This is a genomic window from Streptococcus mitis (assembly GCA_001560895.1).
Lineage (GTDB): Bacteria > Bacillota > Bacilli > Lactobacillales > Streptococcaceae > Streptococcus > Streptococcus mitis_Q.
On record CP014326.1, the window covers coordinates 1,471,443 to 1,494,759 of the forward strand.

General features: G+C 41.0%; 23 protein-coding genes, 1 pseudogene and 3 other annotated features. Of the genes and pseudogenes, 6 read left to right on the plus strand and 18 right to left on the minus strand.

The annotated features are described in order from the left end of the window. Positions 1 to 54 precede the first annotated feature (54 nt). A complete protein-coding gene (locus tag AXK38_07075; protein AMH89662.1) occupies positions 55 to 1,311 on the plus strand; it encodes a transposase in 1,257 nt (418 codons plus the stop codon). Between the two features lie 81 nt (positions 1,312 to 1,392). On the opposite strand, the gene AXK38_07080 is transcribed toward AXK38_07075, so the two are convergent. The 4 genes from AXK38_07080 to AXK38_07095 form a co-directional block, all read right to left on the minus strand. Next, positions 1,393 to 3,168: a pyruvate oxidase gene (locus AXK38_07080; GenBank protein AMH89014.1), complete on the minus strand. Its 1,776-nt coding sequence runs from the start codon at positions 3,166 to 3,168 to the stop codon at positions 1,393 to 1,395. A 211-nt stretch (positions 3,169 to 3,379) separates the two neighbouring features. Beyond that, positions 3,380 to 5,623, minus strand: coding sequence for an ATPase (locus tag AXK38_07085; GenBank protein ID AMH89015.1), 2,244 nt, complete (start codon positions 5,621 to 5,623; stop codon positions 3,380 to 3,382). Positions 5,624 to 5,632: 9 nt separating this feature from the next. Next, the gene (locus AXK38_07090) at positions 5,633 to 6,004 is read right to left on the minus strand and encodes an ATPase (GenBank protein AMH89016.1); all 372 of its coding nucleotides are present in this window, start codon (positions 6,002 to 6,004) and stop codon (positions 5,633 to 5,635) included. Positions 6,005 to 6,014: 10 nt separating this feature from the next. Next, entirely contained in the window at positions 6,015 to 6,410 is a 396-nt protein-coding gene (locus AXK38_07095) for a uracil phosphoribosyltransferase (protein AMH89017.1), read from the minus strand. 183 nt (positions 6,411 to 6,593) lie between these two features. Further along, positions 6,594 to 6,691, plus strand: a binding site (TPP riboswitch). Between the two features lie 82 nt (positions 6,692 to 6,773). Here AXK38_07095 and AXK38_07100 point away from each other — a divergent pair. Further along, positions 6,774 to 7,552 (plus strand): annotated as a pseudogene (locus tag AXK38_07100) (hydroxymethylpyrimidine/phosphomethylpyrimidine kinase). A 45-nt stretch (positions 7,553 to 7,597) separates the two neighbouring features. Here the strand turns inward: AXK38_07100 and AXK38_07105 are convergent. The 11 genes from AXK38_07105 to AXK38_07155 form a co-directional block, all read right to left on the minus strand. Next, a complete protein-coding gene (locus AXK38_07105) occupies positions 7,598 to 8,230 on the minus strand; it encodes a thiamine-phosphate diphosphorylase (GenBank protein AMH89018.1) in 633 nt (210 codons plus the stop codon). Further along, on the minus strand, positions 8,223 to 9,026 hold the full coding sequence (locus tag AXK38_07110) for a hydroxyethylthiazole kinase (protein AMH89019.1): 804 nt from the start codon (positions 9,024 to 9,026) through the stop codon (positions 8,223 to 8,225). Before AXK38_07110 ends, AXK38_07105 begins: the two co-directional genes overlap by 8 nt. Next, on the minus strand, positions 9,026 to 9,550 hold the full coding sequence (locus AXK38_07115) for an energy coupling factor transporter S component ThiW (protein AMH89020.1): 525 nt from the start codon (positions 9,548 to 9,550) through the stop codon (positions 9,026 to 9,028). The genes AXK38_07110 and AXK38_07115 overlap by 1 nt, the downstream gene beginning before the upstream one ends. A 4-nt stretch (positions 9,551 to 9,554) precedes the next feature. Next, entirely contained in the window at positions 9,555 to 10,247 is a 693-nt protein-coding gene (locus AXK38_07120) for a thiaminase II (GenBank protein AMH89021.1), read from the minus strand. A 10-nt stretch (positions 10,248 to 10,257) separates the two neighbouring features. After that, the gene (locus tag AXK38_07125; protein AMH89022.1) at positions 10,258 to 10,908 is read right to left on the minus strand and encodes a cobalt ABC transporter permease; all 651 of its coding nucleotides are present in this window, start codon (positions 10,906 to 10,908) and stop codon (positions 10,258 to 10,260) included. A gap of 1 nt (position 10,909) precedes the next feature. Then, positions 10,910 to 12,295: a sugar ABC transporter ATP-binding protein gene (locus tag AXK38_07130; protein ID AMH89023.1), complete on the minus strand. Its 1,386-nt coding sequence runs from the start codon at positions 12,293 to 12,295 to the stop codon at positions 10,910 to 10,912. Then, positions 12,296 to 12,856, minus strand: a complete 561-nt coding sequence (locus AXK38_07135) for a cobalt ABC transporter permease (protein AMH89024.1) — start codon at positions 12,854 to 12,856, stop codon at positions 12,296 to 12,298. It lies immediately after the preceding gene. A 144-nt stretch (positions 12,857 to 13,000) separates the two neighbouring features. Beyond that, positions 13,001 to 13,089: a binding site (TPP riboswitch), on the minus strand. Between the two features lie 209 nt (positions 13,090 to 13,298). Continuing rightward, a complete protein-coding gene (gene thiE / locus AXK38_07140; protein ID AMH89025.1) occupies positions 13,299 to 13,928 on the minus strand; it encodes a thiamine-phosphate diphosphorylase in 630 nt (209 codons plus the stop codon). A gap of 1 nt (position 13,929) precedes the next feature. After that, positions 13,930 to 14,712, minus strand: a complete 783-nt coding sequence (locus AXK38_07145) for a hydroxyethylthiazole kinase (GenBank protein ID AMH89026.1) — start codon at positions 14,710 to 14,712, stop codon at positions 13,930 to 13,932. A 129-nt stretch (positions 14,713 to 14,841) separates the two neighbouring features. Then, complete coding sequence (locus tag AXK38_07150) at positions 14,842 to 15,510, minus strand: transcriptional regulator (GenBank protein ID AMH89027.1); 669 nt, start codon at positions 15,508 to 15,510, stop codon at positions 14,842 to 14,844. 216 nt (positions 15,511 to 15,726) lie between these two features. Continuing rightward, positions 15,727 to 15,815, minus strand: a binding site (TPP riboswitch). Between the two features lie 148 nt (positions 15,816 to 15,963). Further along, positions 15,964 to 17,100, minus strand: coding sequence for a lactate oxidase (locus tag AXK38_07155; GenBank protein AMH89028.1), 1,137 nt, complete (start codon positions 17,098 to 17,100; stop codon positions 15,964 to 15,966). Positions 17,101 to 17,315: 215 nt separating this feature from the next. Between AXK38_07155 and AXK38_07160 the strand changes: the two genes are divergently transcribed. The 4 genes from AXK38_07160 to AXK38_07175 are packed head-to-tail and all read left to right on the plus strand — an operon-like array spanning position 17,316 to position 20,276. Next, positions 17,316 to 17,996, plus strand: coding sequence for a polar amino acid ABC transporter permease (locus AXK38_07160; GenBank protein AMH89029.1), 681 nt, complete (start codon positions 17,316 to 17,318; stop codon positions 17,994 to 17,996). Beyond that, a complete protein-coding gene (locus tag AXK38_07165) occupies positions 17,956 to 18,633 on the plus strand; it encodes an amino acid ABC transporter permease (protein ID AMH89030.1) in 678 nt (225 codons plus the stop codon). Before AXK38_07160 ends, AXK38_07165 begins: the two co-directional genes overlap by 41 nt. Further along, complete coding sequence (locus AXK38_07170) at positions 18,634 to 19,392, plus strand: glutamine ABC transporter ATP-binding protein (GenBank protein AMH89031.1); 759 nt, start codon at positions 18,634 to 18,636, stop codon at positions 19,390 to 19,392. Between the two features lie 17 nt (positions 19,393 to 19,409). Continuing rightward, positions 19,410 to 20,276 carry an amino acid ABC transporter substrate-binding protein gene (locus tag AXK38_07175; GenBank protein ID AMH89032.1) on the plus strand — a complete coding sequence of 289 codons (867 nt, stop codon included), beginning with the start codon at positions 19,410 to 19,412 and terminating at the stop codon, positions 20,274 to 20,276. Positions 20,277 to 20,337: 61 nt separating this feature from the next. Here the strand turns inward: AXK38_07175 and AXK38_07180 are convergent, their stop codons facing one another. The 3 genes from AXK38_07180 to AXK38_07190 form a co-directional block, all read right to left on the minus strand. Further along, on the minus strand, positions 20,338 to 20,970 hold the full coding sequence (locus tag AXK38_07180; GenBank protein AMH89033.1) for an orotate phosphoribosyltransferase: 633 nt from the start codon (positions 20,968 to 20,970) through the stop codon (positions 20,338 to 20,340). Between the two features lie 33 nt (positions 20,971 to 21,003). After that, entirely contained in the window at positions 21,004 to 21,705 is a 702-nt protein-coding gene (locus tag AXK38_07185) for an orotidine 5'-phosphate decarboxylase (GenBank protein AMH89034.1), read from the minus strand. 359 nt (positions 21,706 to 22,064) lie between these two features. After that, positions 22,065 to 23,309, minus strand: a complete 1,245-nt coding sequence (locus tag AXK38_07190) for a cell division protein DivIB (GenBank protein ID AMH89035.1) — start codon at positions 23,307 to 23,309, stop codon at positions 22,065 to 22,067. Positions 23,310 to 23,317: the final 8 nt, after the last annotated feature.

Below are 23,317 nucleotides of genomic sequence, written 5' to 3' on the forward strand. Positions count from 1 at the left end.
AGTCCCATAAGATCTATAATGAAAAGCAACCAAACCATCATTAGAAAGAATCCTATGGAACAATTACATTTTATCACAAAATTACTAGACATTAAAGACCCAAATATCCAAATTATGGATGTCATTAATAGGAATACCCACAAGGAAATCATCGCTAAACTGGACTACGACGCTCCATCTTGTCCTGAGTGTGGAAGTCAAATGAAGAAATATGACTTCCAAAAACCGTCTAAGGTTCCTTACCTTGAAACGACTGGTATGCCTACTAGAATTCTCCTTAGAAAACGTCGATTCAAGTGCTATCATTGCTCGAAAATGATGGTAGCTGAGACTTCTCTCGTCAAGAAGAATCACCAAATCCCTCGTATCATCAACCAAAAGATTGCCCAGAAGCTAATTGAGAAGACTTCTATGACCGATATTGCCCGTCAGCTGTCTATTTCAACTTCAACTGTTATTCGCAAGCTCAATGACTTCTGTTTTAAGTCTGATTTTTCTTACCTCCCTGAGATTATGTCCTGGGACGAATATGCCTTCACTAAGGGAAAGATGAGTTTCATTGCTCAAGATTTTGATAAGCTCAATATTATCACTGTTCTTGAGGGTAGAACACAAACTATCATAAGAAATCATTTTCTGCGCTACAATCGCTCTGTTCGTTGTCAGGTGAAAATCATTACTATGGATATGTTTAGTCCTTACTATGACTTGGCTAAACATCTTTTTCCGTATGCCAAAATCGTTCTAGATCGCTTCCACATTGTACAACATCTTAGCCGTGCTATGAGTCGTGTTCGTGTCCAAATCATGAAGCAATTTGAGCGAAAATCTCATGAATATAAGGCTATCAAGCGCTACTGGAAACTCATTCAACAGGATAGCCGTAAACTGAGTGATAAGCGATTTTATCGCCCTACTTTTCGCATGCACTTAACCAATAAAGAGATTATTGACAAGCTTTTGAGCTATTCAGAAGACTTGAAACACCACTATCATCTCTATCAACTCTTGCTTTTTCACTTTCAGAATAAGGAACCGGAGAAATTTTTCGGACTCATTGAGGAAAATCTAAAGAAAGTTCATCCTCTTTTTAAGACTGTCTTTAAAACCTTTCTAAAGGACAAAGAGAAAATCGTCAATGCCCTTCAGTTACCCTATTCTAATGCCAAATTAGAAGCAACCAATAATCTCATCAAACTTATCAAACGCAATGCCTTTGGTTTTCGGAACTTTGAAAACTTCAAAAAACGGATTTTTATCGCTCTGAATATCAAAAAAGAAAGGACGAAATTTGTCCTTTCTCGAGCTTAGCTTTTCTTCAACCCACTACAGTTGACAAAGAGCCCATAAAAAGACCGGATTGCTCCGATCTTTTTAAGTTCCACGAAGGAATTATTTAATTGCGCGTGATTGCAATCCTTCTTCTTCCAAGAAGAGACGGAATGGTACGAGTTCTTCTGCTTCGTATTTTTCCTTGAAGGCTTTGATCGCTTCTTCTGAGTGTTGTTTTGGATCCAATTCAAGTACTTCTACTGGAAGTGGACGGTGATGAGTGATGCGAGCATCGATAACAACAGTTTTACCTTCTTTGTTCAATTTAACAGCTTCTGCAACAACTGCATCGATGTCTTCGATACGGTCAACTGTAAATCCAACAGCTCCTTGAGCTTCAGCGATTTTCGCATAGTCAGCATTAGGGAAGTCACAACCAAACAAGTGTTTGTTTGTGTCTTCGTATTTGTCCTTGATGAAGGCATATTTACCATTCGAAAAGACAACGTTGATAACTGGAAGGTCGTATTGAACGTTTGTGATAACGTCTGGGTAGCACATGTTGAATGCACCGTCACCCATGATGTTCCATACTTGGCGATCTGGATTGTCTTTCTTAGCAGCGATACCACCAGGAAGGGCAATACCCATTGTCGCAAAGAGTGGAGATGTACGCCACATGTTCTTAGGTGTCATGTGAAGGTGACGAGTAGATGTTTGAGTAGTGTCACCTACGTCGATTGAATAGATAGCGTCTTGATCAGCATGTTTGTTGATTGCATTGTAAACTTGATACAATTGCAATTCACCCTCAGTTTTACCTTCGAGTTTGTTCATGTAATCACGCCAGTTTTGGTTGTTCTTAACGTTTGCACGCCACCATGGAGTAGATTCAACTGGGTTCACTTTGTCAAGGATAGCTTTAGCTGCTTGACCTGCATCACCAAGGATTGAAGCGTCAAGGGCGTGACGTTTACCAAGTTTGTAAGGGTCGATATCAACTTGGATGAATTTTTCAGTATTCTTGAATGCTTCGTAAACTTCAGCAAATGGGAAGTTTGAACCAAGGAAAAGAACTGTGTCTGCTTCAAAGACCACTTCGTTGGCTGGTTTCCAACCAACACGGTAAGCAGAACCTGTCAAACCTTCATAGTTCCATTCGAAAGCTTCAAAGTTTTTACCAGTTGTGATGATTGGTGCTTTGATTTTACGTGACAATTCAGTAATCACTTCACCAGCTTTAACACCACCGTAACCAGCATAGATAACTGGACGTTCAGCATTGTTCAAGATTTCAACAGCTTTGTCGATTTCAACTTCGTTCAAAGCAGGAGCGATGAATGAACGCTCGTATGAACCTGATCCATAGTATGAGTTTTCGTCGATTTCTTGGAAACCGAAGTTTACTGGGATTTCAACGACAGCTGGACCTTTTTTAGAAACTGCAGCACGGCAAGCTTCGTCGATTACTTTTGGCAATTGCTCAGCGTAAGCTACACGTTTGTTGTATACAGCGATACCGTTGTACATTGGGTTTTGGTTAAGCTCTTGGAAAGCATCCATGTTGAGTTCGTTCACTGGACGTGATCCAAGGATTGCTAGGAATGGAGTGTTATCCATAGCTGCATCGTAAACACCGTTGATCAAGTGAGTCGCACCAGGTCCACCTGAACCAACTGCAACCCCGATTGAGCCGCCGAATTTAGCTTGCATAACCGCTGCAAGAGCACCTGTTTCTTCATGGCGAACTTGCAAGAAGCGGATATCTTTGTCTTCAGCCAAAGCATCCATCAATGAGCTGAGTGTTCCTGATGGGATACCGTAGATTGTGTCTACGCCCCATGTTTTCAATACATTAAGCATTGCTGCAGATGCAGTAATTTTCCCTTGAGTCATAATGATAACTCTCCTTCAAATATTTTTAAATCTACTAAAAAAGGTTTCATATAGCTTTTGAAAACGTTTCAGCAAATTTTTACTCTACTAATTTACCACATTTAGTTCGACTTTTCTAAGAATCTGCTCAGAAGTTTCTATTCTCTATTACAGTACAGTTTGAAAACGTTTTTAATATCTGTTTTATAATAAAAAGCGAGCAAGCCCGCTTTTAATCTATTTTACTAAAGTTTAGTAAGAGTGAACTAGTCAGAACGGATACAGAACTAAAGGCCATAGCTAGACCTGCCAGTTCTGGATTGAGGGCCAGTCCAACACCTGAAAAGACTCCTGCTGCAATCGGAATTCCGGCGACATTGTAGATAAAGGCCCAGAAAAGATTGAGCAAAATTCGATTAAAGGTTTTCTTACTCATGTCGAAGGCACGAACCACTCCTAAAAGATTATTGGTTGTCAAGACCAAATCTGCTGACTCGATAGCGATATCTGTTCCAGCTCCCATAGCAATCCCCACATCTGCTACACTAAGAGCAGGAGCATCATTGATGCCATCACCAACAAAGGCTACTTTTCCTGACTGTTGCAGTTTATGAATTTCATGGGCTTTTTCTTCTGGTAAGACACCTGCAATGACCTCTTCGATTCCAATCTGATCTGCAATAGCACGCGCCACACCTGCATTGTCTCCTGTCAGCATGACTGTTTTAAGACCTCGTTTTTTCAACTGACTGATGGCAAGCTTAGCATTTTCCTTAGGAATATCTTGCAAAGCAAGCAAGCCTTTGATTTCATTGTCAACAGCCAAGAAAACAACTGTCTTAGCTTCTGTTTCCAGTTCTTCTAGTTTTTCTTGATAAGTGCTAGAAATGTTCATGTCATCCAGCATTTTAGCATTTCCAAGCAAAACTTGTCTTCCATTGATTTGCCCTGAGACACCTTTTCCGTGCAAGGCTTGGAAATTTTCAACAGTTTGAAGCTCAAGTCCAGCTTCACTCGCTCGTTTCACAACGGCTTCAGCCAGTGGGTGTTGAGAAGCTTCTTCCAAGGAAGCTGCCAATCCAAGCACTTCTACTTCGTCGCCGATGATATCTGTGACCACAGGTTTCCCTTCAGTCAAAGTCCCGGTCTTATCAAAGACGATAGTTTGAACTTTCTGGATTTCCTGTAGAACCGTTCCATTTTTGAGGAGAACCCCCATCTTGGCACTACGACCTGTCCCTACCATAAGGGCTGTCGGTGTTGCAAGTCCCAAGGCACAAGGGCAGGCGATAATCAAAACCGCCACTCCATAGAGCAGAGAGGACACAAAGCTGGCACCAAGCACGACTACACTATCCCTGAGCAAGACAAACCAGACCCAAAAGGTCACGATTCCTAAAATGACAACTGCTGGGACAAAAATCCCTGAAATCTTATCTGTCAAATCCTGAATCGGTGCGCGACTGGTCTGAGCTTTCTTCACAAAATCCACAATCTGAGCCAAAACAGTCTCTGAACCAACTTTTTCTGCTCTAAAAACAAGTGTTCCACTATTATTGAGGGTTGAGCCAATGACGGTATCTCCAACTGTCTTGTCCACAGGCAGACTCTCACCTGTCACCATAGACTCATCAATACTAGAGATACCTTCTACTACGACACCATCAACCGCAATCTTTTCACCGGGACGCACTCGAATCAGATCACCTACCTTGACTTGCTCCAAAGGAACTTGAACATAGTTATCCTCACGCAAGACTTCTGCAGTTTTAGCCTGCAAGTCAAGTAATTTCTCCACAGCTTGGGAAGTATTTTTCCGCATTTTCTCCTCAAAAACAGCTCCCATAAGAACGAAGAAGAAGATAAATGCAGCACTTTCAAAGTAAACGGGGAGACCAGCGAAGAGGGCAACTAGACTATAGAAATAAGCTACTAGGGTTCCCAGAGCAACCAAGGTATCCATGTTGGCATTGTGCTTTTTAAAACTAGCCCAAGCACTTTGGATATAAGGACCACCTGCTACTAGCATAATCGGTGTTGTGGCTAAAAAGGTGCCCCAACGCATGACTTGGTGACTAATTCCTCCTGTCGACATCCCAATCATGAGGATCACAAGAGGCACAGTAAAGATACTGGTAATCCAAAAACGCTGTAAAAGTGATAGAGATTTTCGAGTCTTCTCAACAACTGTATAACTTCCTTTTTGCATCTTCATACCACAAGAAAATTCATGTTGACCTAATTCTTGAGGTGTAAAACGAATGACTTTCTCCTCATCTACGCCGATTGGTTCCAAGATGCCTTCTTCTTCAAACAGAATTTCCTTGTAACAGTTTGAAGGAGTTGCTCGATGAAAGGTGATCTCAGCTGGAATCCCTTTTTGAAGCTGTATATGAGCTGGATGGTAGCCTTTGTCTGCCGTGATACGGATTTTTTGAACACCATTTTCAAGACTTGCTTTTACAATTTCAGTCATATCATTCTCCTATTCTACAATCATCTTGCCGTGCATCATATTCATGCCACAAGAGAAACCATACTCTCCAGCCTGCTCAGGCGTGATTTCCACTATATACTCTTCCCCCATAGGCAGGTCCGCATGGACACCAAAGTCTGGAAAAACAATTTGGTCCAAACATGGTGAAGGATCCTTGCGGTCAAAGACAATGCGGGCTGGCACTGATTTCTTGAGGATAATCAACTCAGGCGTATAGCCCCCCATGACCTCCACTCGAATCTCTTGGTAGCCCTTTTTTTGCTGGGCTTTTTGTCCAGATTTTTCAGGCTTTTTGAAAAACCAAAACAAGATAAACGCGATAAGGGTAATACAAACAATGGTTACAATACTATTTAACATGACGTCTCCTTTACATACAATTACATCTTACTTCTGTTACAGCACTTGATTTCTTCTTAGAAATCGCAGCTTCCAAGTCAGCCAAGTCAGCCAGAGTAAAATCACATTCCATAATCAAATCAGCCAACAAGTTCTTAATCCTACGGGAACAAACCTTGTCTTTAATATCTTGGACAAGCAAGTCTCGGCTTTGATCTAGAGTTAAAAGGGCTGAATAGACAAAGGACTTGCCTTCTTTTTTCCTTGTCAGACATTCTTTCTCAACCAAACGAGCCAAAAGAGTTTGAATGGTCGACTTGGACCAGTCGAACCGCTCCGCCAGAACCCTGATCAAATCCGTACTGGTCTGTTCCCCCTGCATCCAAATAATCTTCATGACCTGCCATTCTGCATCTGAAATCTGCATAATCACACCTCCAAAATCTACATTTGTCAATTACAATTATCAGTATACTCTTAAAATCTACATTTGTCAACTATAAAATTAATCTTTTCTTTAAAAAATAGAATTTTAATCATTTGATAAAGGATTTCCAATCAAATCTTACTATATAAACTATAAAAATATGCTATACTAAAGAAAAAAGAAAACAACCACTAGGGGTGCGTAAAGCTGAGATTAACGACTGTTAGACCCTTTGACTCAATCTAGGTAATGCTAGCTGATGGAAGTGGAAATGATGATGAGGAATATCGTCTTCTATTATTTTCCTAAAACAGACTTGCTTGTTCTTAAGAATACAAACTTCAGTTGGTTGGGAGATTTTAGATGACTTATTTACCCGTTGCTCTAACCATTGCTGGGACAGATCCTAGTGGCGGTGCTGGCATTATGGCTGACTTAAAGTCTTTCCAAGCTAGAGATGTCTATGGAATGGCTGTTGTGACCAGTCTTGTCGCTCAAAATACCAGAGGCGTTCAATTGATCGAGCACGTTTCTCCTCAAATGTTGAAAGCCCAATTGGACAGTGTCTTTTCAGATATCAAGCCTCAGGCTGTAAAAACAGGGATGTTGGCAACTACTGAAATCATGGAAATCATCCAGCCCTATCTTAAAAATCTGGATTGTCCCTACGTCCTTGACCCTGTTATGGTCGCTACGAGCGGAGACACCCTGATTGATACCAGTGCCAGAACCTACCTAAAAACAAACCTGCTTCCCCTTGCAAGCATTATCACACCCAATCTTCCTGAGGCAGAAGAAATTGTTGGTTTTTCAATCCATGATCCTGAAGACATGCAGCGTGCTGGTCGCCTGATTTTAAAAGAATTTGGTCCTCAGTCTGTGGTCATCTCGAAGGCGGTGCCAAGGATTTCCTCTTTACCAAGGATGAACAATTTGTCTGGGAAAGTCCACGAATTCAAACCTGTCACACCCATGGTACTGGATGTACCTTTGCTGCAGTGATTACGGCTGAACTAGCCAAGGGCAAAAGCCTTTACCAGGCAGTTGATAAAGCCAAGGCCTTTATTACAAAAGCCATTCAAGATGCTCCTCAACTCGGTCATGGTTCTGGCCCAGTCAACCATACAAGCTTTAAAGATTAAAAAAACTCTCTAGTTCCCACTTTAAGGGAATTAGAGAGTTTTTAATTAGAAAATAATATCATCCAACTTTGTTAAAAAGACTTGCGTTTTTGCCTCAATATCTTCTGCCTGCATCAAATCACGCACTACAGCTACACCAGCTATGCCAGTTGCTGCAAGCTGGTCAATGTTCTCTGACGTCAAGCCCCCAATAGCAACTACTGGAATGGTAACCCTTTGGCAAATTGTTTTCAAGGTTGAAATCAGGGTGATAGGCGCATTTTCCTTAGTGGTAGTTGGAAAAATGGCCCCTGTCCCCAAGTAATCTGCTCCCCCTTCTTCTGCTTCGAAGGCTCTTTTTACTGTTTTAGCTGTGACACCGAGGATTTTTTCAGGACCTAGGATTTTGCGGACAACCGAAACGGGTAATTCATCGTCGCCAATATGCAGACCAGCAGCATCAACTGCAAGACAGACATCCAAACGATCATCGATGATCAAGGGTACCTGATAGGCATCTGTTATTTCCTTAACTTGTTTTGCCAGTTGATAATATTGATTGGTTGTGAGATTTTTTTCTCGTAATTGGACTATGGTAACCCCTGAACGGCAGGCCATCTCAACCTTTTCAAGAAATCTTTCCAAGGAATCTTGGTAGCGATTGGTTACCAGATACAGTCTAAGCGCCTCTCTATTCATAAACATCTCCTTTTATGGCTTCTAGCCAATTTTCATCTCTTTTTAGGAGCGAAAGCTGATTGAGTACTTGGTAGCGAAATTCTTCCAATCCCATTCCTTGGACAACTATTCTCTCAGCAGAGATATTGAGATAAGAAACCGCTAGGCAAGAAGCTTCAAAACCAGTCTTTCCTTGGCCGAGAAAAACTGCTGTCAAGGCTCCAACCAAGTCTCCTGTCCCTGTTATCCAGTCTAATTCTGCACAGCCATTCTCCAATACAGCAACCTGATTATCTGAAACGATGAGGTCTTTGGGGCCTGTGACTAAGAATGACATACCTGGATATGTCTGACACCAGTCTTTCAAGACTTGAAGCAAATCCTCAATTTCTTGATCTTTAGCACTCGCATCAACCCCAACTCCGTGGTGTTTTAAGCCAACAAGACTTCGGATTTCCGACATATTTCCTTTAAGGACCGTAGGGCTGTAGTCTAAAAGATCTTTAACTAAGCTCTTACGAATGGATGAAGCTGTTAAGCCAACCGCATCTACTACCATCGGGAGAGAAGATTGATTTGCATACGAAGCTGCCATACGGATTGCTTTTTCCTTCTCAGCAGACAAATGCCCCAAATTGATGAAGAGAGCCTGGCTCTGTTTGGTAAAATCAAGAACCTCACGGGGGTCATCTGCCATAACAGGTTTACATCCCAGAGCCAAAATCCCATTTGCCAGCATCTCACAAGAAATCTCATTGGTAATGCAGTGAATGAGGGAAGTCGTTTCCAGAGGAAAGGGATTTGTCAATTTCTGCATCAGTCTATCCTTTCAGCAAAGAAATATCCCTGCACTTTTTTAAAGAATTCCTGCTTGATTAAAAATCGAAAGGCAATAAAGGAAATCGCTGTACCAATCAAGGTTGCTCCGAAAAATCGAGGAGTGTAGATAAACCAGCTGAGCTTAGCAGCTGATCCTGTAAAAAGTACCATAACAGGATAAGAAACAATAGAACCAATAATACCTGTTCCCAAAATTTCTCCCAAGGCAGAAAAATAAAATTTTCGACCATACTTATAAAAGAGACCTGCAAGGAGGGCTCCAAAAGTCGCTCCTGTGAGAGCTAAAGGCGGAATCCCTTGAGTCGTCATGCGGATAAAGGCTGTGACTGTAGCCATAGCCAAAGCATAAACAGGTCCCATCATGATTCCTGCTAGAATATTGACTACACTGGACATCGGTGCCATTCCCTCAATCCGAAAGATAGGCGTAAGGACTACATCAAGGGCAATCATCATGGATAAAATGGTTAATTTGTGAACTTGCAATTGGTGCTTTCTCATGTTTCTATTCTTCTCCTTTTTCCAAAGAGTGTAAATCACTCTTCCATGTCTGGTGTTGGTAGGCCATTTGCCAAAACTTGGATTCCATGTGAACACTGATGTGGAAGGCATCTAGCATTTTTTTCTTGTCTGTCTCATCACTTTCGCGATAGAGTTGATTGACCAGGGCTCCCTCCTCTCTGATCTGCTGCTCTAACTCATCCGTAATATAAGTTTCAATCCATTGTTGATAGAGAGGATTTGGTGACGGTTTAAGATTAAGTGATTTGCCTATATCATGGTATAACCAAGGACAAGGCAACAAACTTGCAAAGGCAATGCCCAAGTTTGGCTCTGCAAATTGCCGATAAATGTGAGAAATGTAATGATAGCAGGTTGGAGCGATTGGATGTTGCTCCATTTCCTGATCGCTGATTTCCAATTCCTTGAAAAATTGTTGGCGGATAAATAACTCACCCTCCACTAGACTCTGAGCATTTTGTTTCAAGAGTCTTTTCATCTCTTGGTTTGAAGTCTTATCAGCCAAAAGGTGATAGATTTCTGAGAAAGCATTCAGATAGTAGGCATCCTGAATCAGGTAATAGCGGAAAATGGACGGGTCTAAATTTCCCTCTTGTAATTGTAAAATAAAGGGATGATGAAAAGAAGCCTGCCAAGCTTCCTTGGATAATTCCATCGCAATATCTGTAAATTCCATAATAACTCCTTTATAAAAATAGACTGGTTTGAAGCAATAAAAAGAAAAGCAGGTAGATGAATATTGTCCTTTTAGGAATATAAAAAGTCCGATAGCTATTCTTCAACTGTGCATGTTCGTCATATCCATGCGCCGACAGAGCTCTCAGATAAAGATGACGCCACCTAAAGACTGTCATCAGAATCTTGCTGTAAATCAAGGGAGACCAAATATGCAGTTCTTGACCGCGTAATAAGCACGCTTCCTTGAGGGACTTGATTTCTTGCTGAATAAGGGGGAAGGAATTGAATACCACAATCAAGGCATAGGCCCAAGAGCGTGATAACCCCTTTTGAGCCAAGTACAAGAGAAACTCTTTTAGGGAAATAGAGGAAACAAAGACAAGACCAATACAAACGGTCACAAAGGCCCTCGTTCCAAGCATGACTGCCTGCGAAGCATCTCCATGTAACTGAACTGCCCAGTAGTTGGCCAAAGATGGCAAAATGGCGAGTAGAATCATCCAAGCCAACATCTTAAATCGACGGTAATAGAGCATAAAGAGAATACAAAATGCAACTACTGAGAGATTAAGAGCAATAGAAGGAATAAAAGATGTTTCCAAGGATAAAATCAGCAAGAAGAGACTGATAATCGGTGTCTGGGTTGCTACTTTAACCATACTATCTCACCTCCCTTTGAGCATTGCTACTCTGAGATGTGAGTGGTTTGGTAATTGTCACTTCTTTCACATGACTGAGCCCCTGACTAGTCATCTCAATCCAATAATCAACCACAGAGATCAAAGGATCTAAACGATGGCTAATGATCATAAAACTTCTTCCTTGATTTCTCTCCTCCAGAATCCATTGACAAAAATAATAGCAAGCTCTATCATCCAAACCTGCAAAAGGTTCATCCAGCAAGATCACAGAAGCCTTGCTGGTCAAAATGGTCAAGAGCTGAAGAATCTTTTGCTGGCCACCACTTAATTGATAGGGACTCTTATCAAGCGCTTGCTCCAGATCAAAATACCGTAAAGCTTGAAGAATACGCTGATTTCTTTCAGAATCAGGTCCATCTAATTGAAGTTCCTCTCGCAGACTGACTCGAATAAACTGCTTCTCAGCTTCCTGAACAACACCCGTCAGGTCACTATACAAACTCTTTTTCTTTTTCAGGACTGTCCCCATCCAAGTAATTCGTCCTTTATACTTTTGAAATTGAAGAATGGAGCGAAAGAGGGTTGATTTCCCGACACCATTGTCACCCAAGATACAGGAAATTCCTTGGTAGAATGTGAAATCCGCAATCGAAAAGAGGGAGCGCTTATTCAGCTCACAAGTCGTTCTATCCATATGGAATAGTTCCGGGCTAGAAGCAACTTCCTTTGAAGCAACCTGTATCATCTCAGAGGAAGGGATTTGAAACACTTCTCTTAGCTGTCCGTCTCTTAACTCCACCATATGGTCGATATAGGCTTCATAATCAGATAAATCATGGTCGCACAAAATAACTGTCTTCCCATTAGAAGGCAACTCTTTTAGAATCTCCAATATCTCTATCCTACTCTTGCGGTCAATGGAAGCAAAAGGCTCATCCAATAGATAGACCCTAGGATTCATGGCAAAGAGAACAGCTAGCGCAGCCTTTTGCTTTTCCCCACCTGATAGGTGATGGATGGGACGGTGCAAGATCTTCTCACAGCGACATTGTCGAACCACATCTGCTATTTTTGAATCAATTTCCTGAACGGGATGGCCGATATTCTCCAAGGTAAAAATCAGCTCCTCAAACAAGCTCTCCATGGTAAATTGATGATTGGGATTTTGAAAGAGAATACCGACCGTCTGGATACGTTCAACAATTGAAAGCTGACTAACCTCACTCCCATCTATTAGTACTTGACCGCTATAGGGAAGAGAACTGACTTGAGCAATGATTTGAAAGAGGCTGGATTTTCCTGAACCACTGCTCCCAACTAACAAGGTAAATGCCTGCGCATGAAAAGTAAAGTCAATCGGCTCAGAGAAGATTGGGGACTGAATCGCTCGTAGTTCCAGCCCCATCTATGCCTTCCCTCCAGCTGCAAACTGATGATAAAGTTTGACAATGGCACGAACCAAGATAGTACAGAAGAAAAAGACGGAAATAAAACGTACCACTAGCAAGGAAAGTACAAAAGGCACTGAAAAGGCGTAGTAACCTAACTTAATGTATTCATAGACAAAGCTAACAAGCGTAATCCCAATACTATTGGCAGTTAGAGAGAGCCAACTTTCATAGCGATTCTTGGTTACGATAAAACCAAGTTCACTTCCCAAACCTTGAACCAAGCCAGACAAAAGGGCACCTAGACCGAATTGGCTACCATAAAGGACTTCAGCAAGCGCAGCTAGCACTTCTCCAATCGTTGCACTTCCTACTCTTGGAACAAAGATGGCCGCAATAGGCGCAGCCATACACCAGAGACCAAAGAGGATTTCATTGGCAAAGGCCTGTAAACCAAGAGGGGCTAAAATCAGAGTGAGGATATCAAACAGATAACCTGAACCCACAAAAACGCCACCAAAAAAGATAGACAAGAAAGCAAGTAAGATAACATCTTTTAAACGCCACTTTTCAAACATAAAAACTCCTTTTAGACAATTGGGCATTTAAGAGATACTACCATCATACTCTGCATCTAGTCTATCTAGTAAAAACAAAAACTCTAATCACACACAAGAATTAGAGTTTCGCTTACAAAATTAGATGGTTTTTTCTTTCTCAAGAAAAAACTATTCACATTTCCCTTCGCCAGTCTTAACTGTAGCAGGTTCAATGGGTATCATCTCAGCCTAAAGCACCCCAAATGTCTTTATTATTTAATTATATAATTATTTTAACAGACGATTTATTCTAGTTCAAGAAATTGAACTGGAAATACAGCCTTGTACTCAAAAAGACAGCAGATCTTTCTTTTGCAAAAAATAAATGACTTATTTGATGGATTAGCTATTTGAACTGAATCTGGACATATCTTTTTAGAAAAGGAAAACTTCCATTTACTTAGAATCCAAGGATAGATACCTATTGTTCACTCATTTCTAGAACAGTTTTTTCTATATTTTTTGCATACGATATTGCTGAAATGATTGAAACACCGTCAACATTGGTCTTCATAATGTCTTTAACATGTTGCGTCTGTATCCCACCAATTGCAACTAAAGGCATTTGTGGCAATAGTTTTCTCATCAATTTAAGACCTTCATAACCTATAGCACTACCAGCATCATCCTTTGACTGGGTATCAAATACAGGACCAACACCAACATAATCTACATATTCAACTTTTGATTGTTGAAATTCTTCCTCGTTTTTTATAGAAAGACCAATTATTTTATCTGGCATCAATTTTCTAATTTCATCAACTCCAAGGTCATCCTGTCCTACATGTACTCCGTCAGCATCTATCTCTAATGCTAACTCAATATCATCATTAACAATAAATGGAACATTGTATTTTCTACAAAGATCCTGTAGTTTAATTGCTAATTCGACTTTTTCTTTACCTTCTAAGGCTCCCTCACCTTTTTCACGAAATTGAAATAAGGTTATACCACCTTTTAAGGCTTCCTCGACGACTCTATATAAATCTTTTCCTTGGCAAGTAGTCGTTCCACAAATAAAATATAGTTTTAGTAATTCTTTATGAAACATCTTACTTCACTCTTTTGAATTCCTTTACATCTTCATCTGTAATCTCATATAAGGCATTTATAAATTCAACTTTAAATGTTCCAGGAAGATGCCCATTTGGACGTTTTTCTGCCATTTCTCCAGCGATATTGTAAACCAACATTGCTGTTTCTAATGATTTCAATTCTTGACCTTTTTCAAGTCCGATAAAGCTTGCTACTACAGCACCTAATAAACATCCAGTTCCAATAACTTTTGGCATCATGGCACTACCATTATGAATCGTTACCACTTCTCCATTTACCGCAATAGCATCCACTTCACCTGTTACTACTATTGGAATATTGAACTTCTCATTTGCTGCTAGAGCAATTTCGTCAATATTATCTACGCCTGCACTATCTACTCCTTTAGATGCCACATTTATTCCCACTAAAGAAGCAATCTCTCCAGCATTTCCTCTAATCGCTGCGAGTTTGTAATTGTTGATTAGATCATCTGCTACTTTTTTTCTATATTCTCCTGCTCCACAGGCTACAGGATCTAAAACTGCTGGGACATTATATTTCTCTGCAATTTTTAGTGCTTCTTGGTACAACTTCCAATTATCATCCGTTAAGGTCCCAATGTTAATCAATAATCCTCCAGCATACTTTAACAAATCCTCTAAATCTGCTGGAAACTCACTCATGGCTGGTGATGCACCCAGTGCTACTAATCCATTTGCTGTGAAATTTTTTACTACATCATTGGTTATGCAAATGACCAAAGGTGCTTTTTCTTTTAATAATTTTAAACTTGTCATATTGAAATCCTTCCTTTTCACTTTATACAATCTACTGATTTCGATTTATCTCTATCTTTTGTTAAGAAATTTTTTTCATTTACATTGAATGATTTACCTCGTCAAATTTGTCAGTATCCTGAACCTTCTCTAGGCATCATAACCAATATCAAAAAAGGCTAATTCTAAAGCGACTGCTTGATTCCAGCGTTGCTGAAGTTCTGTCAAATCTTCTCGACCTTTCCCAACACGATTAAGTTCGTCAACCAGAAATTGAACCCACTCTGCAAAGAAAGGACCTCTGTGGAGATTGATCCATTCCGAATGAATATAGGATTCAGGTAGAGCCAAATCTTTAGAACCCCAGTCTAAATAGAGGCCTTCTGCAATGACCAGCATGACCAAAAGATGCGCATAGTCTGATGAAGACACAGCAGAATACATAAGCTCCTGAAAGGCTTTTGTTACAGGATGCAAGGTCACTTCCAGATAGTCATTCTCAGATACTTTTAACTCTTTGAAAGCCTTTTGGAAATAACCGTCTTCATCTGCTTCAAGAAAGCCTAGTTGCTTGGCAAAACGAAGCTTGGATTCAAGCTGATCTGCGTGTGCTACGCAAGCACCCAGCATGGATAAGAAGGCATCAAAGAAGTGATAATCTTGAATTAGGTAGTCTTTTAAGACCTTATTCTCAATTGTCCCCGCAAAAAGTTCCTTAACAAAACGATGATTGATTGCAACCTGCCAATCCTTCTGACTGCTTTTTAATAATTCTCCAACAGTCAAACCTGGCTCAAATGCATAGTCTTGTGTTTCCATATTTACTTCTCCTCTCTTTACTCGTTCGTAATCAACAAAATACCAAGAAAATCCTAGTTTTACTTGACCTTTTTAAAGAAAATCAAGGGCGTTCAAGAAGAGCTATCTAAATGCTTTGTATCACATTCATCCAGCTTATATAAACAAAAAAACTCCAATTACAAACGAAAATTAGAGTTTAGGTTACAAGATTAGACGGTTCATTTCTGTATTTGAAAAAACCATTTCACATTTCCCTTCGCCAGTCTTAACTGTAGCAGGTTCAATGGGTATCATCTCAGCCTAAAGCACCCCAAATGTCTTTATTATTTAATTACTGCACCAGTATAGCAAAAAATGAAAGCCTTAGCAAGATATTTGATTAGAAAATATATTTATATAGTTTTTAATGGTGATTTATTCTTCCTATAGACGAAGAAAAACCTCCACATTCAGTGGAGGCAAGCTGTTTTATCAATACAATTTTAAGTCACGAGGATCAACTGGGAAGGTTGGATTATATGGGTTGTGACGGAGTTTGAAGTGTTTGACATCTTCAATAGTCTGAGTTCCAGACAATTGCATAACTGTCTTCAATTCCGCATTCAAGTGTTCAAAGACTTGGCGCACACCGACACTACCACCGAGGGCCAAGCCATAGATAACAGGGCGACCAATAGCTACCAAGTCTGCTCCTGAAGCCAAGGCTTTAAAGACGTGTTGACCACGACGAATACCAGAGTCAAAGACGATTGGCACACGTTTATCAACTGCTTCTGCTACTTCTTGAAGTGAGTCAAAGGCGGCTGGTCCACCGTCGATTTGACGGCCACCATGGTTGGTTACCCAGATACCAGAAGCTCCTGCAGCAAGCGAACGTTCAACGTCCTCACGGCATTGTGGTCCCTTGACATAAACAGGAAGTCCTGAGTATTCAGCGATAAATTCTACGTCACGTGGAGACAAGCGTTGTTTAGCTGATTTGTAAACAAAGTCCATTGATTTACCAGCACCTTCTGGCAGGTATTCTTCAACAATCGGCATGCCAACTGGGAAAACAAAACCATTACGCTTATCAACCTCACGATTACCCCCTACAGTAGCATCTGCTGTCAAGACAATCGCTTTGTAGCCTTCAGCCTTCACACGGTCCATGATGTGGCGGTTAATGCCATCATCTTTACTAAAGTAAAATTGGAACCAATGAGGTGTCCCTTGAAGGGCTTCCGTAATTTCTGGAAGGTCAACAGTAGAGTAAGAGCTGGTTGTATAAAGAGAACCAAACTCATGCACACCACGCGCAGTAGCTACTTCACCTTGTTCATTTGCCAATTTATGAGCTGCAACAGGCGCCATAATGATTGGTGAAGACAATTTTTCACCTGCAAATTCAATCTCTGTACTTGGATTTTCTACATTGCAAAGTGTATGCGGAACGATGAGTTTGTGGTTAAAGGCGCGGATATTCTCGCGTAAAGTGAAAGTATCTTCCGCTCCACTAGCGATATAGCCAAATGCTGCTTTCGGAATCACTTGTTGCGCCATTGGCTCCAAATCGTAGGTATTGATGAAATCTACATGGCCTTCTGCATTGCTTGTTTTGTATGACATAAAATGCCCTCCTTAATAAGTAAGCGTTTACTTTGTATATTACAAAAATATCTTAACTCTTTTTTCAAAACTTTTCAAATATTTTGTTTGGAAATTTCAGAAATTTTATTTCTATGATAAAAAATCCTTATAACGGCAATAAAAAATAGATATTATCCAAAGGAACTTTTCAGTGCTACAATAACTATATTATTTCTAGATGGGAGGTTCTATTTTTGGATTGGTCCATTGTTGAACAATATCTACCACTATATCAAAAGGCTTTTCTCCTAACCTTGCATATTGCAGCTTGGGGAATTTTGGGATCTTTTCTGCTCGGCTTAATCGTTAGTATCATCCGACATTACCGCATCCCTGTTTTGGCGCAAGTAGCGACAGCCTACATTGAATTGTCACGCAACACGCCCCTTTTGATTCAACTCTTCTTTCTCTACTTCGGGCTTCCCCGAATAGGGATTGTCCTATCTTCGGAAGTCTGTGCTACTCTGGGACTAGTCTTTTTAGGAGGCTCCTATATGGCAGAATCTTTCCGAAGTGGATTGGAAGCCGTCAGTCAAACCCAGCATGAGATTGGCCTCGCTATCGGTCTGACGCCTGTACAGGTATTTCGCTATGTGGTTCTTCCGCAAGCAACAGCGGTGGCCCTACCGTCTTTTAGTGCCAATGTCATTTTCCTCATCAAGGAAACCTCTGTTTTCTCAGCAGTGGCTTTGGCCGACCTCATGTACGTCGCCAAGGACTTGATTGGGCTCTACTATGAGACAGACATTGCACTGGCCATGTTGGTAATTGCTTACCTGATTATGCTTCTGCCCATCTCACTGGTCTTTAGCTGGATAGAAAGGAGGTTCCGCCATGCAGGATTCGGGAATCCAAGTACTCTTTCAGGGAAATAATCTCCTGCGTATCTTACAGGGATTGGGCGTTACGATTGGGATTTCGATCCTGTCTGTCATTTTATCCATGATTTTAGGAACAGTCATGGGAATCATCATGACCTCCCATTCTAGAATCGTACGATTTTTAACACGATTGTATCTGGAATTCATCCGTATCATGCCCCAACTGGTGCTACTCTTCATCGTTTATTTCGGATTAGCTCGAAACTTTAATATCAATATCTCTGGAGAGACTTCTGCTATTATCGTTTTTACCCTCTGGGGAACAGCTGAGATGGGGGACTTGGTTCGTGGAGCTATCACTTCCCTTCCTAAGCATCAGTTTGAAAGTGGACAAGCGCTTGGCTTGACCAATGTTCAACTTTACTACCACATCATCATCCCACAAGTCTTGAGAAGATTGCTACCACAAGCCATCAATCTTGTCACTCGGATGATTAAAACCACTTCCTTAGTCGTTTTGATTGGAGTTGTTGAAGTGACCAAGGTTGGACAGCAAATCATCGATAGCAATCGCTTGACTATCCCAACCGCTTCCTTTTGGATTTATGGAACCATTCTAGTCTTGTATTTCGCAGTCTGCTTTCCTATTTCCAAACTATCCACTCACTTAGAAAAACATTGGAGGAACTAAATGTCTGAAACTATTTTAGAAATCAAGGAACTAAAAAAATCCTTCGGAGACAATCCCATCCTCCAAGGTCTTTCCCTGCAAATCAAAAAAGGGGAAGTTGTGGTTATTCTTGGGCCATCTGGTTGTGGGAAAAGTACCCTGCTTCGTTGCCTCAATGGCTTAGAAAGTATTCAAGGTGGAGATATTCTTCTAGATGGCCAGTCCATTATTGGCAATCAGAAAGATTTTCACCTCGTTCGCCAAAAGATTGGCATGGTCTTTCAAAGTTATGAACTCTTTCCCCATCTAGATGTCCTACAAAACCTCATCCTAGGGCCTATCAAGGCTCAGGGAAGAGATAAGAAGGAAGTAACGGAAGAAGCTTTGCAATTACTGGAACGTGTCGGATTGCTGGATAAACAACATAGCTTTGCGCGTCAATTATCTGGTGGACAGAAGCAACGGGTTGCAATTGTCCGTGCCCTGCTCATGCATCCAGAAATCATCCTTTTTGATGAAGTGACTGCTTCGCTGGATCCAGAGATGGTGCGTGAAGTTCTTGAACTCATCAATGATTTGGCCCAAGAAGGTCGTACCATGATTTTAGTAACTCACGAAATGCAGTTTGCTCAAGCTATTGCGGACCGCATTATCTTCCTCGACCAAGGGAAAATTGCGGAAGAAGGAAGGGCTCAGGAATTCTTCACCAATCCACAAACCAAACGAGCACAGGAATTTTTAAACGTCTTTGACTTTAGCCAATTTGGCTCATACTTATAACGAAAAAGGAGATTCTTATGAAACTACTCAAACCACTTTTAACTGTTTTGGCACTTGCCTTTGCCCTTATCTTTGTCACAGCTTGTAGCTCAGGTGGAAATGCAGGTTCATCGTCTGGTAAAACCACTGCAAAGGCTCGCACAATCGATGAAATCAAAAAAAGCGGTGAACTACGAATCGCCGTATTTGGAGACAAAAAACCGTTTGGTTACGTTGACAATGACGGTTCTTACCAAGGTTACGATATTGAACTTGGGAACCAACTGGCACAAGACCTTGGTGTCAAGGTTAAATACGTTTCAGTAGATGCTGCCAACCGTGCTGAATACTTGATTTCAAACAAGGTGGATATCACTCTTGCCAACTTTACGGTGACTGACGAACGTAAGAAACAAGTTGATTTTGCCCTTCCTTACATGAAAGTTTCTCTTGGTGTCGTATCACCTAAGACTGGTCTTATTACAGATGTCAAACAATTAGAAGGTAAAACCTTGATTGTCACAAAAGGAACAACTGCTGAGACTTATTTTGAAAAGAATCATCCAGAAATCAAGCTCCAAAAATACGACCAATACAGTGACTCTTACCAAGCCCTTCTTGACGGACGTGGAGATGCCTTCTCTACTGACAATACGGAAGTCCTAGCTTGGGCGCTTGAAAACAAAGGATTTGAAGTCGGTATTACTTCCCTCGGTGATCCAGATACCATCGCAGCAGCAGTTCAAAAAGACAACCAAGAATTGCTAGACTTCATCAATAAAGATATTGAAAAATTAGGCAAGGAAAACTTCTTCCACAAAGCCTATGAAAAAACACTTCACCCAACCTACGGTGACGCTGCTAAAGCAGATGACCTAGTTGTTGAAGGTGGAAAAGTCAACTAATACTCAATGAAATCACAAAAAGAAATCAGGTAATCCTAGTGACTACCTGATTTTCTATGTCTTAAGCATTTTGCCAATTTTCTTGGTCTTCTTTAAAGCGTTTTAAGAGGTCCAATCCTTCTGGCGTGATGTAACCTTCTTCTTGCGCTAGGTGAATGAGTTCGCTATAGTTAGAAAGTGTCACCAATTTCACACCAGCATCCGCAAAGTTCTTATCTGCCTTTGGCAATTGATAGCTGAAAATCGCTACAACTCCAAGTACATCTGCTCCTTCTCGCTTAGCTGCTACTACGGCTTCAAGAACAGATCCACCAGTTGAAATAAGATCTTCAACCACTACCATTTTTTGACCTTGAGCCACGCGACCTTCGATTTGATTACCAGCTCCGTGGTCTTTTGGTTTGCTACGGATGTAGGCAAATGGCAGGTTCATCTTATCAGCAATAATGGCTCCGTGTGGAATCCCTGCTGTTGCAGTCCCTGCAATCACTTCTACTTCTGGAAATTCTGCTTTAATAGCTTCCACAAAACCATTTTCAATGAGGGTACGAGTTTCTGGATAGGCTAGTGTCACACGGTTATCTGTGTAAATCGGTGACTTGATTCCAGATGCCCAAGTAAAAGGCTCCTCTGGTTTGAGGTAAACTGCTTGAATTTTCAAGAGGTGGCTAGCGATATCTTTAGCAAGTGTCATGGTATTCTCCTTTTGTTTTTATAATCTATTTCCTTAATTCCAGTCCTGTGTCCATTCATCCTTGATGGCATGATAGGCTGCAACAGGATCCTCAGCTTGCGTAATGGGACGTCCCACTACGATATAGTCACTACCGATTTGATAGGCATCTGCTGGCGTCATCACGCGTTTTTGGTCTCCAACAGCAGCTCCCTGAGGGCGAATCCCCGGTGTCAGACAGATAAAATCTGGATTGGTGGCCTGCTTGATGAGTTGAACTTCCTGAGCCGAGCAAACGACACCATCCAAGCCAGCTTCAGCTGTCTTCTTGGCATAGTGAATCACAGACTCTTGTAGGCTTGTTTGGATATTTTGAAAATCCTGCATCTGAGCTTCTGACGTTGATGTCAGCTGAGTGACGGCAATCAATTTGGCTTGGCTTCCAAGACCTTCACGCGCAGCCTTCATCATCTCTACACCACCAGCCGCATGAACATTGGTCATATCGACACCAAGCTGAGACAAGACCTTCATGGCTGACTTGACTGTATTAGGAATGTCATGAAGTTTGAGATCCAAAAAGACACTATGACCCAAACCTTTTAAATAGGACACAATCTCAGGACCCGCTGCGTAATAGAGCTCCATCCCTACTTTTAAATAAAGACTTTCTTCTGCTGGAAAAAGAGCTAAGAATTCCTTGACTGCCTCAAAACTAGGAAAATCAAGAGCAATGACTGGACGATGTTCTCGCATAGGTTTCTCCTTTTACCTTTGCTAGTGAGAGAGTCTGGCCAACAGAAGCCACGAAAAAAGGAACCTGCCAACAGCAAGGTTCCACGAAAAATGGGTAGTCTCCACCCTTTCACCGTCTAACCTTAGCTGCCTCTCTGGACTGCTTTAAAGGTTTTTTACTATTCTATTATTTCTACTAGCACTTGTCAAGTAAAAACATGGCAACGTATGTGTCGCGATTTTTGAGAAACTTCAAAATCCCATATAAATAAATGTAGATACACGAAAGGGCTAAACATATAATTATATGCTTCCTGTATTTCTCAAAACTCTAGACACTTACCATGGTCACTAAAGAACTATAAGAGAAAAGGTAAAACCTAGCGACGCGATGAACGCTGGGGCGTTTGATTTCGGTTGCTTTCTTCCTCCAGCTTTTTCTTCTCTTCTTCCAATTTATTCTGCTGTTCTTCTAGCCTTTTCTTCTCTTCGTCTTTCTGTTTCTTCTCAGCTTCTTCGGCCTCTTTTTTAGCTTTTTCTTCTGCCTCCATAATTAATTTATCCGCTACAGTGTAACTGTAAATTCCAGCTTCCATGTCAATCACACTTGGCTCTGACAATTGAGGCTTAATCTTACTGTAATATGGCAGTTTCTTACTCATTTCAGATAGAGGAACCAAGACTTCGTCCGAATCATTCATGGTCAATCGAATTAAATCTGAGGTCACCTTGCTTGGGGCTAATTCCACCTTCTGGATAGCAGCCTTGAGTTCTGGGCTAATTTGAGAAAGTTCTGAGACAAAAGCCTTGATTTGTTCACTATCATTAAAGAGAACTGACAAATAAGTTTCTGGTAGACTGACCAAGCTCACAGCACTGGTCTCAAGCTGACCACTGGAAAGAATAGGATAATGATTTTCACCAGAAACATAGTAGGCAACAATATCATATTCCTTGACCTTGATAATAAACTTGGTTGGAAATTGATAGACAAGTTGAGCTGATTCAACCCAATAGTTAGACTTGATCTGCTTTTCATATTTTGTCTTGTCTAGCAGAAGGTTAATCGTATAATCCGAATCCTGAATGCCTGAAGCCTGTCGAATATCATCAGCTGTAGTTTGCACCGTTCCCTCAACACGGATATCCTTCATAGTCGCATAAGGACTGAGTAAGTAAACAGAGACAATCAATAAAAGCAGACTTGGAAATAAAATCGTTAAGGCTCGTAAGATATGGAGGCCAGGAATCTTGTCTTTAGCTGGTTTTTCTTTTGTAACCTTTTTAGCAAGCTTTTTATCCTGGTCCTCGTCCTCTTTAGCCCCTGATTCTTCTATCTCTTCTTCCTCTTTATCTCCCTCTGAGGATGCTACTTTTTCTTCAGACTCTTCCATGGCTGATTCTGAGTCTTCATAGTCTGCTTCACTCTCCTGGTCCTCCTTGTCCTCTGACTTCTCAGATTCTTCTCCCATTCGAGCTTGTCTTTCCTTTTCCTTCTCCTCAGCTAGGGCTGCCTCTTCTTCAGCCTTCTTTTTTAGGTATTCTTGGTTTCGTTTCTGCCATTCTGATAACTCTTTAAATTCTTCGAGGATTTCTTTGCCCTCATTTTTCTTATCTTTTGACATTTACTTTC